General features: G+C 70.3%; 18 protein-coding genes. 6 read left to right on the top strand and 12 right to left on the bottom strand.

Annotated features, from left to right (window positions below):
• Positions 1 to 4: 4 nt before the first annotated feature.
• The gene (locus tag D7X96_RS29485) at positions 5 to 1,147 is read right to left on the bottom strand and encodes a hypothetical protein (protein ID WP_120548290.1); all 1,143 of its coding nucleotides are present in this window, start codon (positions 1,145 to 1,147) and stop codon (positions 5 to 7) included.
• A 255-nt stretch (positions 1,148 to 1,402) separates the two neighbouring features.
• Between D7X96_RS29485 and D7X96_RS29480 the strand changes: the two genes are divergently transcribed.
• Positions 1,403 to 1,834, top strand: a complete 432-nt coding sequence (locus tag D7X96_RS29480; RefSeq protein ID WP_158616208.1) for a cupin domain-containing protein — start codon at positions 1,403 to 1,405, stop codon at positions 1,832 to 1,834.
• Between the two features lie 73 nt (positions 1,835 to 1,907).
• On the opposite strand, the gene D7X96_RS29475 is transcribed toward D7X96_RS29480, so the two are convergent.
• The 7 genes from D7X96_RS29475 to speD are packed head-to-tail and all read right to left on the bottom strand — an operon-like array spanning position 1,908 to position 8,991.
• Positions 1,908 to 3,164, bottom strand: coding sequence for a threonine aldolase family protein (locus tag D7X96_RS29475; RefSeq protein ID WP_120548288.1), 1,257 nt, complete (start codon positions 3,162 to 3,164; stop codon positions 1,908 to 1,910).
• A 26-nt stretch (positions 3,165 to 3,190) separates the two neighbouring features.
• On the bottom strand, positions 3,191 to 4,822 hold the full coding sequence (locus D7X96_RS29470; protein ID WP_208647400.1) for an FAD-dependent oxidoreductase: 1,632 nt from the start codon (positions 4,820 to 4,822) through the stop codon (positions 3,191 to 3,193).
• A complete protein-coding gene (locus D7X96_RS29465; RefSeq protein WP_121771277.1) occupies positions 4,813 to 6,309 on the bottom strand; it encodes a polyamine aminopropyltransferase in 1,497 nt (498 codons plus the stop codon). The genes D7X96_RS29470 and D7X96_RS29465 overlap by 10 nt, the downstream gene beginning before the upstream one ends.
• 13 nt (positions 6,310 to 6,322) lie before the next feature.
• Entirely contained in the window at positions 6,323 to 6,550 is a 228-nt protein-coding gene (locus D7X96_RS29460) for a DUF350 domain-containing protein (RefSeq protein WP_014393984.1), read from the bottom strand.
• The gene (locus tag D7X96_RS40340; protein ID WP_167510893.1) at positions 6,550 to 6,711 is read right to left on the bottom strand and encodes a hypothetical protein; all 162 of its coding nucleotides are present in this window, start codon (positions 6,709 to 6,711) and stop codon (positions 6,550 to 6,552) included. Before D7X96_RS40340 ends, D7X96_RS29460 begins: the two co-directional genes overlap by 1 nt.
• Before the next feature lie 16 nt (positions 6,712 to 6,727).
• Complete coding sequence (locus D7X96_RS29455) at positions 6,728 to 8,644, bottom strand: DUF4178 domain-containing protein (protein WP_121722765.1); 1,917 nt, start codon at positions 8,642 to 8,644, stop codon at positions 6,728 to 6,730.
• A complete protein-coding gene (gene speD / locus D7X96_RS29450) occupies positions 8,641 to 8,991 on the bottom strand; it encodes an adenosylmethionine decarboxylase (RefSeq protein ID WP_120548283.1) in 351 nt (116 codons plus the stop codon). Before speD ends, D7X96_RS29455 begins: the two co-directional genes overlap by 4 nt.
• A gap of 75 nt (positions 8,992 to 9,066) precedes the next feature.
• On the opposite strand from speD, the gene D7X96_RS29445 reads away from it, so the two are divergent.
• From D7X96_RS29445 to D7X96_RS29425, 5 genes are all read left to right on the top strand, one after another.
• Positions 9,067 to 9,780 carry a peptidylprolyl isomerase gene (locus D7X96_RS29445; RefSeq protein WP_121771276.1) on the top strand — a complete coding sequence of 238 codons (714 nt, stop codon included), beginning with the start codon at positions 9,067 to 9,069 and terminating at the stop codon, positions 9,778 to 9,780.
• On the top strand, positions 9,777 to 10,511 hold the full coding sequence (locus tag D7X96_RS29440; protein WP_121771275.1) for an alpha/beta hydrolase: 735 nt from the start codon (positions 9,777 to 9,779) through the stop codon (positions 10,509 to 10,511). The genes D7X96_RS29445 and D7X96_RS29440 overlap by 4 nt, the downstream gene beginning before the upstream one ends.
• A 19-nt stretch (positions 10,512 to 10,530) precedes the next feature.
• Positions 10,531 to 10,947: a secondary thiamine-phosphate synthase enzyme YjbQ gene (locus D7X96_RS29435; protein ID WP_121771274.1), complete on the top strand. Its 417-nt coding sequence runs from the start codon at positions 10,531 to 10,533 to the stop codon at positions 10,945 to 10,947.
• 102 nt (positions 10,948 to 11,049) lie between these two features.
• Positions 11,050 to 11,475: a MarR family winged helix-turn-helix transcriptional regulator gene (locus tag D7X96_RS29430; RefSeq protein WP_120548279.1), complete on the top strand. Its 426-nt coding sequence runs from the start codon at positions 11,050 to 11,052 to the stop codon at positions 11,473 to 11,475.
• A gap of 30 nt (positions 11,476 to 11,505) precedes the next feature.
• Complete coding sequence (locus D7X96_RS29425) at positions 11,506 to 12,252, top strand: NADPH-dependent F420 reductase (protein ID WP_120548278.1); 747 nt, start codon at positions 11,506 to 11,508, stop codon at positions 12,250 to 12,252.
• Positions 12,253 to 12,267: 15 nt separating this feature from the next.
• Here the strand turns inward: D7X96_RS29425 and D7X96_RS29420 are convergent, their stop codons facing one another.
• The 4 genes from D7X96_RS29420 to D7X96_RS29405 form a co-directional block, all read right to left on the bottom strand.
• Positions 12,268 to 13,962 (bottom strand): L,D-transpeptidase family protein, encoded by a 1,695-nt coding sequence (locus tag D7X96_RS29420; protein ID WP_233609710.1) that lies wholly within the window; start codon positions 13,960 to 13,962, stop codon positions 12,268 to 12,270.
• Positions 13,963 to 14,152: 190 nt separating this feature from the next.
• Entirely contained in the window at positions 14,153 to 15,514 is a 1,362-nt protein-coding gene (locus D7X96_RS29415; RefSeq protein WP_120548276.1) for a sigma-54-dependent transcriptional regulator, read from the bottom strand.
• A complete protein-coding gene (locus D7X96_RS29410) occupies positions 15,511 to 16,938 on the bottom strand; it encodes a sensor histidine kinase (RefSeq protein WP_120548275.1) in 1,428 nt (475 codons plus the stop codon). The genes D7X96_RS29415 and D7X96_RS29410 overlap by 4 nt, the downstream gene beginning before the upstream one ends.
• A gap of 73 nt (positions 16,939 to 17,011) precedes the next feature.
• Complete coding sequence (locus D7X96_RS29405) at positions 17,012 to 17,473, bottom strand: hypothetical protein (RefSeq protein ID WP_120548274.1); 462 nt, start codon at positions 17,471 to 17,473, stop codon at positions 17,012 to 17,014.
• Positions 17,474 to 17,877 lie beyond the last annotated feature (404 nt).

Genomic DNA, 17,877 nt, shown 5'->3' with positions numbered 1-17,877 from the left:
AGCTCTATTCACCCTCTCCGGGAATGGCTACCACCTTGTGCGCCTGGCTGACGTTTGAGGGCCCCGGGGCCGCACGCGTCCAGCCGAGCCTGTCCAGCAGCGCGGGCTCCCGGCCGGCCTTCCAGATGAACGCGTCCAGCACGTAGTGCGTGGCCTGCGGCAGCGCAAGCAGCGGCACCACGAGCGCCAGCACATCCGCCTCCAGCGCCGGTGCGCCGTCGCCAAACAGCACCGGCCGGTCGTGCCACACCAGCACGTCCCACAACCCCTCCTCCACCAGCGCCAGTCCCACGAGGAACAGCAGGAAGCCCGGCAGCCCCGCGCGCAGGAGGACGCCCAGGCCACCGAAGCCCCCTTCCGCGTGGCGCCCGCGTGCGTAGCGGAACAGGAGCGCGAAGTACGGCACGCCGTGCAGCACCACGTTCATCACCGTGAACGCGAAGTCGTCCCGCGCCAGCACGATGCCGCCGAACCACGCCACCCACGTGGCCACCACCAGCAGCACCTTGCCGGCCTGCACGCCTTCGCCCCGCGCGATGCGCAAGCCCTGGAAGCCCGCCCACAGCGTGAGCACCGCCGCGTGCGCGCCCAGCGCCGCGGTGCCCATCCACCGCGGCAGGCCGGAGAGGAAGTCGTTCTCCACGAACCACCAGAAGGCGCGCGGCAGGTTCGCGTGCCACCAGACGACGGGGCCCAGCGTGGCGGCGTAGATGGCCGCGGCGTCCAGGCGCCGCTCGAACGCGGACACGCGCGCCTTGCGGTCGTAGAGCGCCGCCCAGCCGTACTGCTGGCGGATGAAGTGGAACAGCGCCACGTACGCGAACAGGCTCCAGAACGCGCCGGGAGACGCCATGTACGCGAACACACCGGCCGCGTACGCCGCGAGCGGCGCGCCCACGTAGAGGCCCGGGCGGCGCGACACCTCCTCGCCGTCCAGGTACGTGCGGAACAGCGTGGACCACACGTGCGCCACGTCCACGCCCACCACGAACAGCAGCCACGCCCACGCGGGCGTGTCCCCCGCCGCCCCCAGCCACGGCGCGGCCAGCACGAAGGCCACGGACACGAGCGCACTGCCAGCGAACACGGAGAGGTCCACGCCACGGCCGAACAGCCAGGCCTGCGAGGGCGAGAGGAGACGGGGCATCGGGGCCCGGGAGCCTACCAGCAGCCCCTCCCATGCGGGTTTCCACAGGGGGTCCGTCAGCACCGCGACTTTCTGCCTGATCAGAAAATGCGACCCGGAGCGGCGCGCGCGAACAGCTGTCGTGAAAACTTCCTGAGACAAAGAGTCTGTTTAAAGACAGCAACCTGAGACGTGGGACTAACTTGCAAGGATTTCCTTCCTGGGCGTTATCATGGCTGACGACACACAGGCGCAATGCCGACCGAGGAGGCTTTCATGTCCGGAATGGCGATGATGGATGCAATCGTTCACACCGCGGACCTCGAGTGGAAGCCGCTCGGCCCGGGAACCTCCTACCGCCTCTTGCGCGTGAGCGCTGAGACGGGCGTGTGGAGCGCCATCCTGAAGATGGAGAAGGGCGCTGTCTTCGCGCCGCACAAGCACCTGGGCCCGGCGGAGGTCTTCATCCTCTCCGGCTCGACGCAGGACCGCCTGGGCGTCACCCGCGCCGGGGACTACGAGTTCGAGCCGCTGGGCGCCGAGCACCCGGCCACCACCGCGCTGGAGGAGTCGCTCATCCACTTCACCGCGCACGGCCCCATCGCGTTCCACGACGACAAGGGCCGCATCGTGATGCTGCTGGACTCGGAGTTCTTCCTGAAGGCGCAGGCCCAGGAGCCGCAGTACAGCATCAAGAAGGCGGCCTGACACACCGCTCCGGCAGTGTTTACACGTCGGGTGTCTGACATTGACACCCGACGTCAGGGTTGGCGGCCAGACGTCAGGCCGCCTCCAGCAGGCGCAGGAAGGCCCTGGCCGCGTCCGCGTCGCTGATGGAGCCCAGCCCCTCGCTCACCTGCAGCTCCGTGGACACGACGCCGGGCACGCGCGTCTGTCCGAAGCCTCCCGCCACCCAGACCCGGTCCTCGCGCGCGATGCGGTCACGCTGCGCGTTGTAGGCCTGCGGTGAGCCGCGCAGGAACACGTGGAACATGTTCGTCTGCACGGGCTGCGGCAGCACCGTGACGCGCGGGTCCGCGGCGATGAGCGTGGTGATGGCCTTGGCCCGCTTCACGTAGCCGGGGATGGCGGCCAGCGCCGCGTCGAGGCGCATGGCGGCGGAGGCCACCAGCGGGGCCAGGTGGAACAGGTTGCCGCCGTGGCGGTGGCGCCACACGCGCGACTCCTTGATGAAGTCCCGGTTGCCCACCAGCATCGCGCCGCCGATGCCGCCCACCATCTTGTAGAAGGACACGTAGACGGAGTCGAAGCCCTTGCAGAGGTCCGCGTAGGAGCGGCCGTAGAAGGGCTGGCTCTCCCACAGCCGCGCGCCGTCCATGTGCAGCTTCACCTTCCGGTCGCGGCAGGTGCGCTTGAGCTCCTGGAGCTGCTCCCACGTCTGCAGCTGCCCGCCCAGCCAGCGCACCGGCAGCTCCACGCTGACGCTGCCCAGCGTGTCGGGGGACTTCGCCACGTCGTCCGCCAGCAGCGGCCGCGTCCACGGGCCCAGGTTCACCGTGCGCAGCTGGTGCAGCACGGAGCAGGCGTCGTCCTCGTGCAGCACGTGGTGCGACGACGGGTGCACGCCCACGGTGCGCACGTTGCTGGCGTCCGCGTAGATGCGCAGCGCGATGAGCTGCGCCATGGTGCCCGTGGGCATGAAGCACGCGTCCTCGAAGCCCAGCAGGCCGGCGATCTTCTTCTCGAAGGCCTGCACGAAGTCGCCGTTGCCGTAGAAGTCGCTGGTCAGCTTCTGGCGCTGCATCCACTCGCCAATGCGCACGTACTCCGCGCCGTCGTCGGACGTGGAGGCCACCGGCAGCGACGCGGTGCAGGCCTTGCGCAGCTGTTCATACTCGGCCGGAGAGGCGGGCTTGGGCGCGGCGGGGACGCTGACCAGCCCCGGCGACCTGGTGGTGCGCAGGGAGGGCGTGCCCCCGTCGGCCGCGGCCTCACCGCGCGAGGGAAACAGCGTGGAGCCCGCGAGCAGGCTGGTGAGTCCAAGGAACTCCGCGCGGCTGAAGCGACTGTCCTTCATGTGCCCTTCCCTCCCGCTTCCGGTGGCTACAACCAACTGGCGCTCTTGAGGCCCATTCCCGCCAGGGCCCGCTCCGCGGCCTGCACGCCGAACCAGTTGGCCTCCTCGAAGAGGGCCATGCCGCCCAGGTCCGTGTGCGCGAAGTGCAGGTGCCGTCCCAGGCTCTGTTGCGCGGAGCGGCGGGCTTCCCCCCAGAGGAAGCCGGGCTGGGGCCGGACCATGGCGTGGCCCCAGCGCTGCACCTCCAGCCGCTGCGCGAGCGCGCCCACCCCGGGGTGCGCCGGCATGAGGTCCGCCATCACCAGCGCCTCCCAGTCCCCGTACGTCGCGGAGAGGGCCTGGTTGCGCTCCGCCTTCACGTCCCCGCCGGCCATGGGCAGGTACCAGGTGAGCACCGTGGGGCCGCGCGCGTCCTGGCGCAGCGACTGGTGCGTGGCCACCACGTAGCCCAGGCTCCGGCTCTCGTAGAAGACGTTGTCCCAGGCCAGCGGGAAGCCTCGCGACGCCGGGGGCGCGGACACCGTCAGGTTGGCCACCACCCACGGGCTGTAGACGAAGGCATCCATCCACTCCGGGCGAGCCTCGCGCCACGGCGCCACCACGTGCGCGGCGACGAAGCGCGGGCACGCCAGCACCACCTGCCGGGCCCGGAACGCCCGGGGCGCCCCGGTGCGAGCATCCAGCGCGTGCACGCGGCAGCCGTCGTCCCCCGGCTCCACCGTGTGCACCAGCACCTGCGTCTCCAGCTGGCGCGGGCCCAGCGACGACGCCAGCTGCTTCACCAGCCGGCCATTGCCCTCGGGCCAGGAGAGGAAGCCGTCGCTGCGCTCACCCTTCCCGTTCTGCCGCGCGGCGAAGTACCAGATGCCCGCCCAGGCGGAGACGTGCTCGGCGGTGGTGCCGTAGTCATCGCGGCACGCGTAGTCCACGAACCACTTCAGCCGGGGCGAGCGGAAGCCCTCCGCCTCCATCCACCGCGCCATGCTGAGCCGGTCCAGCGCGGTCCACTCCGCGTCGTCGCTGGAGAGCGCCCCCGGCACCGCGAACGCCTTGCGCCCCTTCGCGTCGCGCGCGGCGGCGAAGGCGTTCATCCGCGCATCGAAGCGCTCCAGCTCCGCCAGGTCCTCGGGGCTCGCGCCCGCGCGCAGGTACAGCCCTTCGTACCAGTGGCCCTTGAAGAAGACGCGCTCGTCGGGCTCCTGGATGAGCAGTTCCTCCGCGAAGGACGGGTGCCCTTCCGCGTCCACACCGGTGACGGCGTCCATCTCCCGCAAGAGGCGCATCACCGGCCCTCTGTCCTCCAGGGGGGAGGGCAGGTAGTGCGCGCCCCACGGGAACGCGGACACGGCGTTCCTGCCGGAGCGAGACGTGCCGCCGGCCTCCGTCTCCAGCTCCACCACGCGCACGTCCTTCACGCCCGCGGCGGACAGGCGCCACGCGGCGGACAGCCCGGCCGCGCCCGCGCCCACAATCAGCACGCCCACCGGTTCGAAGTCCTGCGCGCGCGGCAGCGGCCCTGTGCGCAACTTGTGGCCGGTGTCCACCGCCCGGTCCACGATGGCGCCCGGCACCGGCGCTCGAGCGGCCTGCCGCGTACAGGCGCTCGCCACGGAGGCGCCCAGGAACGCGGCCACCAGCTCGCGCCGCGTCAGTTCCACCGGCGCCACTCCTCTTCGTAGTAGTGCACCAGCACCTGGTTGTTCAGCCGGTTCACCTCCGCCGGCAGCGGCGCCATGTCCGGGGAGAAGCGCGTGAGCCCCTTCAGCGTCTCCTCGTCCAGGAACGCCAGCCCCTCCGGCAGCGCGCGGTGGCGGCCGGGCGGCTCCTGCGCCACCAGCACGTAGCCCCACTCACCAAACGACGGCACCAGCGCGTGGTACGGCTGCGTCCAGAAGCCCGCCGCCTTGAGCGTGGTCTCCACGCACCAGAACGAGCGCCGCGCGAACAGGGGGCTCGTGCTCTGGATGACCGCCACGCCGCCCGGCGCCAGGCGCTTCTTCAAAATCTTGTAGAAGCCCGTCGTGTACAGCTTCCCCAGCGCGAAGTTGTTGGGGTCCGGGAAGTCCACGATCACCACGTCCCAGGCGTTGGCACCCTCCGCCAGGAACTGCATGGCGTCCGTGTTGATGACGCGCATCTTCGGGTGCGTCAGGGAGTGGTGGTTGAGCGCCGCCAGCTCCTTGTAGCCCGTGGCCAGCCCCGTGATGGCCGGGTCCAGGTCCACCAGCGTGACGGACTTCACCTCCGGATACTTCAGCACCTCACGCGCCGCGAGCCCGTCCCCGCCGCCCAGGATGAGGACGTTCTCCACCTTCTGCGCGCGCACCATGGCCGGGTGCACCAGGGACTCGTGGTAGCGGTACTCGTCAATGCTGGCGAACTGGAGGTTGCCGTTGAGGAACAGCGAGAAGCCCCGCTTGCCGCGCGTGACGATGATGCGCTGGTAGGGAGAGCTGGACGCGTGGACGACCTCGTCCGCGTAGAGCTGGTCCTCGTAGAACGTGGTGAGCCGGTCCCCCATCGCGAAGCACACCAGCAGCCCCGCGCACAGCAGCACGGCCTTCACGCGCAGGCGCACGGGGTTGGCCAGCACGGGCGCCAAGAGCCACGTGCTCCACAGCCCCACGCCCGCGTTGAGCAGGCCGAAGAGCAGCGACGTGCGCACCAGCCCCAGCTTGGGCACGAGCAACAGCGGGAACGCCACGCTGGCGGCGAGCGCGCCCAGGTAGTCGAACGTCAGCACCTGGCTGACCAGGTCCTTGAACTTGAGCTGGTCCTGCAGGATGCGCAGGAGCAGCGGAATCTCCAGCCCCACCAGCGTGCCAATGGCCAGCACGCTGCCGTAGAGCACCACGGGGAACACGCTGGTGAGCGTGAAGGTGAGGAACAGCATCGGCGCGCACAGCCCGCCGAGCAGGGCCACGGCCAGCTCTATTTCCACGAAGCGCTGGGCCACCCCGCGCTCCACGAAGCGCGACAGATAGCTCCCAATGCCCATGGCGAAGAGGTAGCCGCCGATGACGGTGGAGAACTGGGTGATGCTGTCCCCCAGCAGGTAGCTGGCGAGCGTCCCGACGATGAGCTCGTAGATGAGCCCGCACGTCGCGATGACGAGGACGGTGAGGAAGAGCAGCGTCTTGTTCAAAGCGTCACGTGTTTCAGCCGCTGATGGCCGCCGCGATGATGATGGCCAGGCCCAGGATGAACGAGCCGATGACGATGCCCAGCGCGGTGTTCTGGTCGACCTCTATCTCCTTGTGCACGTCGTACGGGAGGATGAGGCGGATGACGTAGAAGCCGGCCACGAACACCACCAGGCCGATGAGCGAATAGATGACGCTCGCCAGCACTCCCTGCAAGGTGACCACCACTCCGAGCAACAGCATCACTTGCCTCCCATGAATCCACCGGTCCACAGCAGCACGCCACCAGGACCGCGCTTCACGTCGCCGGTCACCTTGCCGCGCTCCTCGTCACTGAACGGAGCCCAGCCCGTGAACGTGGCCCAGGCATAGGCCAACAGCACCAACCCTCCCAGAAACCGCATCGTCCACCTCCAGGCCCTACAGGTTGCTTTCCTTCCAGCGTTCGGTCTCGAAGCTGTTGGCGCTGAAGAACGACAGCGCCGGGATGATGATGAGCAGCACCAACGCGATGATGAACCAGCTGCCGTTGGGCGTGTCGTGCGTGAGCACCACCTGGTAGCTGACCACGGGCCCCAATTGGGGCCCCGTGAGCTTCAGGGCCGGATCGAACGACGTGGTCGTCCGCAGCACGTACCTCCCCTTGGGCAGCGTGGACAGGTACACGCTGCCGCTCTGGCCGCCCTCGCTCCAGGAGCCGTCGCTGTCGCGCCCGTGGTAGTAGCTCACCTCTTCGTAGAAGCTCACCACCTCCTGCGTGTCCTGGTTCACCAGGTCGCCCTGCACGCCCACCCAGGCGTTGTCGATCGCCTGCGACATGATGATCTGCGCCCGGAGGTTGCCGGCCCGCTGGAGCTCGAAGGGCTGGCTGAAGTGCATGGCGTCCGGGGTGCCGGAGTGCGCGCTCCGGGGCAGTGTCACCCGCAGGTCCAGCACCTGGGCATTGAGCGCGCGGGCGTTGAAGAAGCCGGCCAGGACGAACAGGCCCACCAGCCACACCAGCGACCAGAGCATCGTCTGCTTCATGGCCGCGTTGCGCGCGTTGGGCTGGCTGGGCGCGATGCCCCGGGGCCTGGGCAGGGGCTCCTTCAGCTTGAACGCGTCGCGCACCGTCTCCGGGGAGAGGTACTCGCCATGCGTGTACGTCACCTCGTTGTCGGTGGCGTCCTCGTTCAGCGAGTACGGCGGCGAGACGTACTCCGTGGCCCGCGCCTTCTCGCCCTGGAAGACCTTCCAGTAGAACTCGCCCACCACCGCGTCGGTGACGGCGGTGACGGACTGGAAGGCCTTGTAGCGGCGCTTCTCGTAGAAGGCGGACACCTGCGGCACGACGCTCGCGTCACCGGCGGCCAGGGGCTTCAGGAACACCCAGTGGCCGTTGGACTCCATCAGCCAGGTGAAGCCGCGCGCCGGGTTGTAGAGCAGGTACTCCATCCACGGGTAGCGCGTGCCCTCCACCACGCACGAGCGCTCCTGGTACCCGATGCAGATCCACTCCGTGCCGTCGAGCGTGCCCTTCTGGCCCAGCTGGATGGCCGCCGGCAGCTCCGGCTTCTGGAGCAGCTTGAGGAAGGCCAGCTTGCCCTGGGACACGTTCATCAGCGCGCCGCAGTACGGACACGCCACGCGCATCGTCTGGTCCGGCGCGCGCAGCTCCAGCGGGCCGTTGCAGTGGGTGCAGCGCGCCTGCTGGAGCTGGGCCTTGCGCACGCGCGGGCGCAGCTCCCCGGCGGGGATGCCCAGCTGCGACAGCTCCAGCTTCTGCCCCAGGAACACCTCCGGGTCGCGCTCGCGCGTGCCGAAGTCCAGGGTGACGAACAGGCCGCGAGGCCCGGTGGCGTCCACGTAGTAGCTGTCCGCTTGCGGATCCACGTCGCTGGGGAGCTGCCCTTCGGCGGCGGTGACGCGCCCGTGGCCGCGCTCCTCCACCACCAGCGGGCGGTTGCGCAGGCGCAGGCGGTCGCCGGGGTGGAGGTTCTCCAGCTCGATGCCCTCCTCCACGCCCGCGTCGAAGAGCAGGTGGAAGGCGCCCTCGGACTCGCTGAGCCAGCCGGTGCGGCCGTCGGCCATCTCCACGTACCACTCGTCCCAGGGGCCGGCGCCGTGGTCCTTCTGGAGGTGCCCGACGATTTGATACGCGGCGCCGTTGACGCGGCCCTCCAGCCCCAGGCGCAGCGGAGAGTCCGTCTCCACGATGCGGGCCACGCGGCCGTGGTCCTCCAGCTCCGCGCCCACGCGCGCGACCATGGTCTGACAGTGGGCGCACACCACGACCTGCGCCGACCCGGCGGAGAACTCCACGCTCGCGCCACACGACGGACACGCCCCCTGCGTCACGCCTCCACTCCTCTCGGCAGCTCGCGCACGCGGCACGACGTGGCGCCCAGGTGCTTCGCCGCCAGCGCGTCGAAGTCCGGGCGCGCGCGGGTGCGGCAGCAGTAGACGTTGAGCGCGGCGAAGCCGTGCTCCGGGAAGGTGTGGATGGCCAGGTGGCTTTCGGCCAGGAGCGCCAGGCCGGTGACGCCGCCGGGCTCCGGGAAGACGTGCCACTGCGGCTGGCCCACGACCTTCAGGTCCATCAAGACGACCAGCTCCTCGAAGAGTGCCGCCAGCGCGGCCGCGTCCTTGAGCCGCTCCGGCGCGCAGCCGCTCGCGTCAACCAGCCATTCCTGTCCGGTTGTCACAGGGGAAACCTCCGGGGATGAAGCCCCTCTTTAACACGCTGGAGCCGGGTCGAAAGCCGCTAGGATGCGCGCCCCATGCGCACCCGATTCCTGACCGCTGGACTCCTCTGCCTCGCCCTGACCGCGTGCTCCAAGGACAAGGAGCAGCCGCCCGCGGCGAAGGCCCCCGCCGCACAGCCCTCCAACTCCGCCGCGGCCACCCGCACGGTGAGCTTGCAGACGGACGCGGCCTCCGCGAAGGGCTTCCAGAAGAAGGCCCTGGAGGGCCAGGACCTCTGGGCCACGATGGAGACGAACCAGGGCACCCTCGTGCTCAAGCTCTTCTCCAAGGACGCGCCCAAGACGGTGGCGAACTTCGTGGGCCTGGCCACCGGCGAGCAGCCGTGGATCAACCCCCGCACGGGCGAGCGCGTGGAGGGCAAGCCGCTGTACGACGGCGTCATCTTCCACCGCGTCATCCCGGACTTCATGATTCAAGGCGGCGACCCCACGGGCACCGGCCGGGGCGACCCGGGCTACCGCTTCGAGGACGAGTTCAAGAGCAACCGGGACTTCGACAAGAAGGGCCTCCTGGCCATGGCGAACGCGGGCCCGGGCACCAACGGCAGCCAGTTCTTCATCACCACGTCCCTGCCGCAGTTCCTCAAGGGCCGTCACACCATCTTCGGTGAGGTGGTGAAGGGCTACGACGTGGTGGAGAAGATCGCCAACACGCCGCGCAACCGGCAGGACCGGCCGGACACGGACATGATCATCCAGCACGTCACCATCAGCGACGCGCAGCCGTGAGCCTCCGTCCGCGCCACGTGCGCACGAAGCTGGGAGAGTTGAACTGCCACGTGGTGGACGCGCTCCCCGAGGGCGCGACGCCCCAGCTGGTGGTGGTGCTGAGCCACGGCTTCGGTGCGCCGGGCACGGACCTGGTGGCGCTGGCCCCGGAGCTGATGATGGCCGCGCCCAGGCTGGCGCAGGCGGTGCGGTTCGTCTTCCCGGAGGCCCTGCTGTCGCTGGACGCGCTGGGCATGCCGGGAGGCCGCGCCTGGTTCGAGATCCCCGTGGCCATCCTGATGGGCCAGGGGCGCGACTGGGCGCAGTACTCGCAGACGGTGCCGGCGGGGATGCCGGCCGCGCGCCGGGCGCTGATGAGCGTGGTGGCGGCGCTCCAGGTGCCGCTGAATCGCGTCGTGCTGGGAGGCTTCAGCCAGGGCGCGATGATGTCCACGGACGTGGCGCTGCGGCTGGAGGAGTGCCCCGCCGGCCTGTGCCTGATGTCCGGGGCCATGGTCGCCGGCAAGGAGTGGGAGCCCAAGGTCCGTGCGCGGACGTCGCTGCCGGTGTTCCAGGGCCACGGCCGGCAGGATCCGGTGTTGCCCTACCAGGAGGGCGAGCGCCTGCGCGACCTGCTGACGGGCGCGGGGCTGCCGGTGGAGTTCCTGCCATTCGACGGCGGGCACACCATTGTCACCGAGGAGCTGGAGCAGCTGGCGGCGTTCCTGGTGAAGCGGCTGGACGGGCGCTGACCGACGGAGGGCTTTCCGCGTGTATCAGGCGAAGGAGCTGACGGTGTCCACGCGGGGCCGGGGCCTGGTGGACATCACCGCTGAGGTGCGGAAGGCGGTGAAGGGCACGGGCATCCGGGAGGGCCTGTGCACGGTGTTCCTGCACCACACCAGCGCGTCGCTGATCATCGGAGAGAACGCGGACCCGGTCGTCCAGCGCGACCTGGAGGCGTTCTTCTCCCGGCTGGTGAAGGACGGGGACCCGCTGTTCCAGCACGACGCGGAGGGGCCAGACGACATGCCGGCGCACGTGCGCACGGTGCTGACGCAGCTGTCCCTGAGCATCCCGGTGAAGGCCGGCGAGGCGGACCTGGGCACGTGGCAGGGCGTCTACGTCTGGGAGCACCGCACGTCGCCGCACCGCCGCCGCGTCACGGTGTCCGTGCTGGGCGGCTAGAGCGCGGACCCGGCCTCCCCCTGACTGCCCGGAAGCAGTTGATCCGCGAAGCCTCCCCCATTATCTCGTGCGCTAGATAATAGCGAACGAGATAATTGGGCCTTGGAACCGAAAAGCGTCGGCACGCAGCTGTCTTTCGCCCTCTATGGGGCGGCCAACCGGATGGTGCGGTTGCACAAGCCGTTCCTTGAGCCCTTGGGCCTGACGTTCCCCCAGTACCTCGTGGTCCTCGCGCTGCTGGAGGGTGCGCCCCTCCCCGTCGGCGAGCTCGGCGCCCGCCTGGACATGGACACGGGCACCATCACGCCGCTGGTCAAGCGGCTGGAGGTGGGGGGGTTCGTCACGCGGAAGCGCGACCCGGCCGACGAACGCCGGGTGCTGGTGGACCTGACACCCCGGGGACGCGCCCTCGAACCCAAGGTCCGGGGCATCCCAGGGAAGATCAAGACGGCATGCCGGCTGACCGACCGGGGGCTGGACGACCTTCGTCGCACGCTCGAAGCGCTCGCGCACCCGGCAGACGAGTGAAACCCTCAACCCGCAGCAGGAGACTCCATCATGAAGATTGGCATCGTCGGCGTTGGACACATCGGGAAGACCCTGGCGCGCAAGCTGGGTGCGGCCGGACATGACGTGAAGGTGGCCAACTCGCGCGGCCCGGAGACGATCGAGGCCGATGCGCTGGCCTCCGGCGCACGCGCGGTCACGGCCGCGGAAGCGGTGGCCGACGTGGACGTCGTCATCCTGTCGATTCCCCTGAACCGCCTCCCCGGGATCGCGCCGCTCATCGCCAGCGTTCCCGCCAGGACGGTCGTCATCGACACGTCGAACTACTACCCCGCCCGTGACAGCAAGATTGCCGCCATCGAGGCCGGACAGGTCGAAAGCCTGTGGGTGGCCGAGCTGCTGGGCCGGCCGATCGTCAAGGCGTGGAACTCCATTGGCTCCGCGTCTTTCGCGACGAAGGGCATGGCACCGGGGAGCCCGGGGCGCATCGCGCTCTCCGTGGCGGCGGACCGGGACGCGGATCGCAAGGTGGGCATGGCGCTCGTCGAGGACACCGGATTCGACGCATTCGACGCGGGCACGCTCGCGGAGTCGTGGCGGCAGCAGCCTGGCGCGCCGTGCTACTGCACGGACCTCACCCGCGAGCAGCTGCCGGCGGCGCTGGCGGCTGCCGAGGCGGCGCGCCTGCCCAAGCGCCGCGACCTGATGGTGGCGGCTGTCGTGGAACGGGTCGGGGACGGCACCACGAACCCCGATGCGGAGTATGGGGTCCGCCTCAGCCGCGCCTTGTACATGTAGCCCGTCAACCGCCGGCTAGAGGTCGCCCACGGCGGCGACAACGGGGGCGCCCTTGCGGCGCTTCTTCGGCGGCTCGTGGGCCTGGCCGCGGATGCGCACCCAGGTGCCGGGGTCGTCCGGCATCGCGTGGACCATGGACCAGCCGGTGGGCACGTCGGGCGTGGTCCACCCGTAGAGGGCGCGTGCGTCCTTGGGGGCCAGGTTGATGCAGCCGTGGCTCACGGGTTCGCCGAAGCGGTCGTGCCAGTAGGCGGTGTGCAGGGCGAAGTCGCCCTCGAAGAACATCGTCCACGGCACGGTGGCCACGCGGTAGCTGGCCTTGCCCATGGTGCCCGTCATGTCGGCCTCCGCGAACTTCACCCAGATGCGGAAGAGGCCTTCCGGTGTGTCGGTGCCGGGTTTGCCGGACGAGATGAGCGTGGCGTAGACGGGGCGGTCGCCCTCGTAGGCAATGAGCGTCTGGGCCTCCAGGTCCACGTCCAGCCAGCGCGCGCCGGGCTCCACGATGGACGGCGACGCCAGCGGCCACGCGACGTGCAGGTCGTCTCGCGCCACCCAGTGGTCTTCCGCGATGCGGACCCACTGGCCGTCGGGGGACAGCTCGCGCACGGAGACGAGCGTGCGCGGCGGGAGCACGGTCTCGCGCCGAGCCTTCGCGTCCGGGGCCTTGCGCACCACCACGTCCGTGCGGGGCGCGGCGCGGGACTGGGCCCAGGCGAAGGGCATGGGCAGCGACGCGAGCGCCTCCGCGTCCAGGCCGCTGAAGTCGGAGGGGCGGTGCTCGCGCAGCACGCGCGCTTCGAAGTACTGGCCGTCGGAGGTGCGCCAGAAGGTGCGACGGCCGACCTTCACCTGGCCCAGGAGCTTCACGGTGACAGAGCCCTTGAGCAACACGCCCTGCTTCCGCTTCCGGGCGAGCGCGAGGCTCGGATAGGCGCGCACGCGGTGGCCCACGACGCGGGCATAGATGCCCGGAGTGAGCGCACCCTCTTCCACGCGGGGCAGCGGACGGACGCGGGGCTCGCGGAAGTTCTGCTCCAGGTAGCGCTCGCAGACCCAGCCACGCGGTTGCAGTTGCACCCAGGTGTCGCAGTCCGGTCCGCGCATCGCGCCCTGCCACTTCACGCGCATGTCCTGGGCGATGGTGCCCAGTGACGGCGAGTCCTGCCGGGGCTCGGAGCGCACCGTGATGGAGCGGCGCACGCGCAGGGAGCCCGCGTCCGGTGCGTACGGGATGGCGTAGGGCTCCATGCCCGCGTCGAGTTCCATGGACGGTGCTTCGGCGACGGCGTCCTCGTCATCGTCGGAGCCTACGGCGCTGCCTCCGTCCAGCGCCTGCGCGATGGCGTCGTCGTCCGCGTCGATCAACGGCTCACCGTCCGGGCCCAGTTCCAGCACGGGGACTTCGGACTCGGTGATGACCTGCGGCTCCTCTTCGCCGGGCAGGGCTTCGGAGTTCGAGCCGATGGAGACGGATTGGGACAGCGACAGGGAGAGCGCACTGCCCGCGTCCTCGGACTCCTCCACCCCTCCGAGCAGTGCCGACGCGGTGGCGTGCGTGACGCCTCCGTCATCGGACAGTTCGGGCGCGGTGGCCTGCCATGCGGAGCGCAGCGCCTCCGCGGACTCCCCAGGCACGGCCTCGGGTATGGGCGCTTGTGCCGCCACGGTGCCCGCGTCCACCGGGACGACGGGAAGGGGAGGCTCCACCGGAGCGCACGCGAAGAGGATCAGGGGGAGTCCGAGGGGGAACCAGCGGCGGCGCATACAGGCCGCAACGCTACGGGTCCCCGCTGACATCCTCAACGTCGGCCCAGGTGCGATCTCCTGCGCGAGCAAGCGCGTGGGTGGGCAGGGCTTGCGCTCCGAACGGCGATTGCCGCGAACGGCGGAAAGCGGATCAGCTCCGCCCCTCCGCGGGTGGAATCCCTTCCGGTGCCTCCGGCGTCTCCAGGAGCTTGTAGAGCGTCTTGCGGTCCACGCCCAACAGGCGCGCGGCCTCGCTCTTGTTGCCGCCCACGTGCTGGAGCACGTGCGCCGCGTAGCGCCTGGACAGCTCCGCGAGGCTGGGCAGATCCCCCGCGAGCCCAATCAGCCGCTTGGGCGCGTCACCGATGGGCTCCGGGAAGTCCGGCGGCCCCAGCACGCCCGTCACGTTCAGCGCGAGCGCCCGCGCCATCACGTTCTCCAGCTGCCGCACGTTGCCCGGCCAGTCGTACACCGTGAGCCGCGCCATCGCGTCCGCCGTCACCACCGGCCTCACCCCGCCCCGCGCGTGCAGCGCCGCGAAGTGCTCCACCAGCGCCGGGATGTCCTCGCGCCGCTCGCGCAACGGCGGCAGGTGCAGGTGCACCACGTCCAGCCGGTACAGCAGGTCCTCGCGGAACAGCCCCTCCGCCACCCGCGCCTTCAGGTCCTTGTTCGTCGCCGCCAGCACCCGCACGTCCACCTTCACCGGGACGCTCTCGCCCACGCGCCGGATTTCTCCCTCCTGAAGCACGCGCAGGAGCTGAGACTGGACCTTCATCCCCACGTCGCCAATCTCATCCAGGAACAGCGTGCCGCCGTTGGCCTCTTCAAACAGGCCCCGCCGCGCGCCGGACGCCCCCGTGAAGCTGCCCTTCGCGTGGCCGAACAGCTCGCTCTCCATCAGCGACTCGGTGATGGCGCCGCAGTCCACCGGGATGAACGCCCCGGACGAACGCGCCGAGCGCTTATGCAGCGCCCGCGCCACCATCTCCTTGCCCGTGCCCGTCTCACCCGTAATCAGCACGGGCACGTTGCTGGTCGCCGCGCGGGCCACCTGCTTGTAGACCTCCAGCAGCGCCTGGCTGCGGCCCACCAGCGACGTGCGCTCCACCTGCTTGCGCAGCGTGCGGTTCTCCTCCACCAGCCGCTTCTGCTCCAGCGCGCGCTTCGCCACGCGCATGATGGCGTCCACGTCGAACGGCTTGGACAGGTAGTCGAAGGCGCCCTGCTGGATGCTGTCCAGCGCGCCCTCGATGTTGCCGAACGCCGTCACGACAATCACGGGCGTGTCCGGCAGGTTCGAGCGCACGAACTGGAGCACCTTCAGACCGTCGCCCGGGTCGGGCATGGCCATGTCCGTGAGCACCAGGTCGAAGGACTGCTCGCCCATCCGCTCCGCCGCGCCCTTGGGGTCCGGCGCCTGCGTCACCGGGCCCAGCACGCCCAAGAGGCGCTGCAGCAGGTCCCGCGCATGAGGATCATCATCGACGACGAGGATTCGGGCTGTGCTCATGAGGCCTTGCGGATGGAGGGGGCGTCGCGCTGCGCCCCGGACTCCACCACAAGCGGCGCCGGAGTGCGCGCCACTCGTGCGAAGCGCACGCGGATCCGCGTGCCCTTGCCCTCTTCTGAATGCACCGTGAGCGTGCCGCCGTGCGCCTCCACCACGCGCCGGGTGGTGGCCAGCCCCAGGCCGTGGCCCGGAATGCCCCGCACCTCCGCGGCCCGGAAGAACGGCTGGAACAGCGACGCCTGCGTCGCCGCGCTCATCCCCAGCCCGTTGTCCGTCACCTCCACCACCGCGTCCGCGCCCTCCGTCGCCACCCGCACCTTCACGCGCGGATCCGGCCGCCCCGCCGTGTACTTCACCGCGTTGGACAGGAGGTTGCGCGCCACCACCTGGAGCAGCTGCGCCGGGCAGTCCACCAGCACGCCCGGCTCCAGCTCGCGCTCCAGCGACACGCCCAGCGCCGTGGCTGTCTGGCTCACCTCCAGGAGCAGCGTGCTCACCGCCGTGTCCAGCTCCCCCATCGTCCCGTCGCCCCGGGTGCCCGCGCGGCAGAAGCGCAGGAGCGCTTCAATCAGCTCGCCCATGCGCACCGCGCTGGATTCGCACTGCGAAATCATCTCCAGCGCGCCCGGGTCCTTCACCGCGCCGGAGCGCCGGATGAGCGTCAGGTAGCCCTTGAGCGGAGACAGCGGGCCCATCAGGTCGTGCGCCACGCGGCGGGTGAACGCATCCAGCTCCTGGTTGTGCCGCCCCAGCTCCTCCAGCTGCCCCTGGATGGTGGCGTCCTGGCGCTTGAGCAGGGAGATGATGTGCCAGCCCACCACCATGGACAGCAGGATGGCCAACAGCGTGGTGACCGCGCCCAGGGCCGTGTTGCGCACCCGCAGCGTGCCCAGCCTTCCCACCAGCACGCGCGCGTCGGACGCGTTCTCCGTGGCCAGCTTTCCCGCCAGCTGGTCCACCTCCGCGGCCAGGGGACGGATGCTCTCCACCAGGTGGCGCCGGGCGCGCTCCGCGTCGCGCTGGCGTGAGAACACCGCCGCCGCGCGCACCTGATCCGCCAGTCCCTGGCACGCGCCGTTGAAGCGCAGCCAGACCTCCTTCTCCCCGGGCGGCAGGTGGCGCATGTACGCCTCCGAGGACTGGCGGATGCTGTTGAGGATGTCCTCCATCACCGCGTCGGCTTCCTTGCGCTCGGCGTCGCCGCTGGAGCGCACGTGCGCCTCGATGGCGGACTCCAGCGACATCACGTCCACGCGGATGCGGCCGATGAGGCTCGCGCGCTCCAGGGCCTCCAGCACCAGCGCGTCCACCTGATGGCCGGTGCGCACCTCCGTCCAGAGCATGAAGCCGGTGACGCCCGACAGGAGCATCACCACGAAGAAGAATCCCGCGCGGTAGCCACGGATGGGGGTGCGCGAGTTCATCGCCACGGGCACGCTCCTTGGGTCATCACGACATGAATGAGAAGGCGTCCCACTCAGGGCGCCCTCGGGAAACTCACGGCACCGGCGCGTTGGCTTCCTTGGCGGAAGCACCCGGCAAGGGCGGCTGGGTGCGACGGCGCGCGCGCTCCAACGCGGACTCGTACCAGACGTCCGACAGCTCCTCGTGCAGCGCCGCCAGCTCGCGCTGCCGCGCCAGCAGCTGCGCGTTGTGCTCCTCCAACGTGTGGCGCTCCGCCTCCAGCCGCGCCAGCTCCTCCGTCGCGGTCGCGCGCGCCTGCTCCGCCTCCGCGCGCGCCTGTTCCGCTTCCGCGCGCTCCTGCGCCAGTTCCTCCAGCGCGGACTCCACCGCGGCCAGCTTCGCCGCGAGCGCTTCGGTGCGCTCGCGCTCGGCCTGGTACTCGCGCTGCCAGCGCTCCGTCTCCGTCACCTGTGCCTGGAGGCGCTCGGGCGGAATGGTCGCGGCGCATCCCACTCCCAGCCACGCCACACTCCATGCCACCAGCAGGTGCCGCATACGCCATCTCTCCCGGCAACCTGGCCGCGCGACATGCACGACGAGGACACCCGGGCTCCGTGCTCGCTTCATGTGCCGGCGCGTAGCGCTCGGAACGGAAGGTTGCGGTGCAGCTTGCAGAAGAGCGTGGTTGCCGTCAAAGCAACGTGCGCCTGCCTGGGGAGCTTGCACCCATTGTTGCAATCGCAACTGAGGAGATTCTCCCCATGGCGGATCCGCTCCCACCCGGAGAACCCCGCGAAGTTGCTTGAAACAGCCACTGGCACGGCGGGTGCTCAAGGGTCATGGCAACAACCGATGCAATCCCGCGTCGGCGTGTCGTCCCCGGAGCCATCCATGAAGACCGTCATCGTCGCCGCCCTGTTCGCCGCCTCCGCCGCGTTTGCCAACACCCCGGCCCCGGC

The organism is Corallococcus interemptor (assembly GCF_003668875.1).
Lineage (GTDB): Bacteria > Myxococcota > Myxococcia > Myxococcales > Myxococcaceae > Corallococcus > Corallococcus interemptor.
This window is presented reverse-complemented; position numbering and strand designations above follow the sequence as displayed.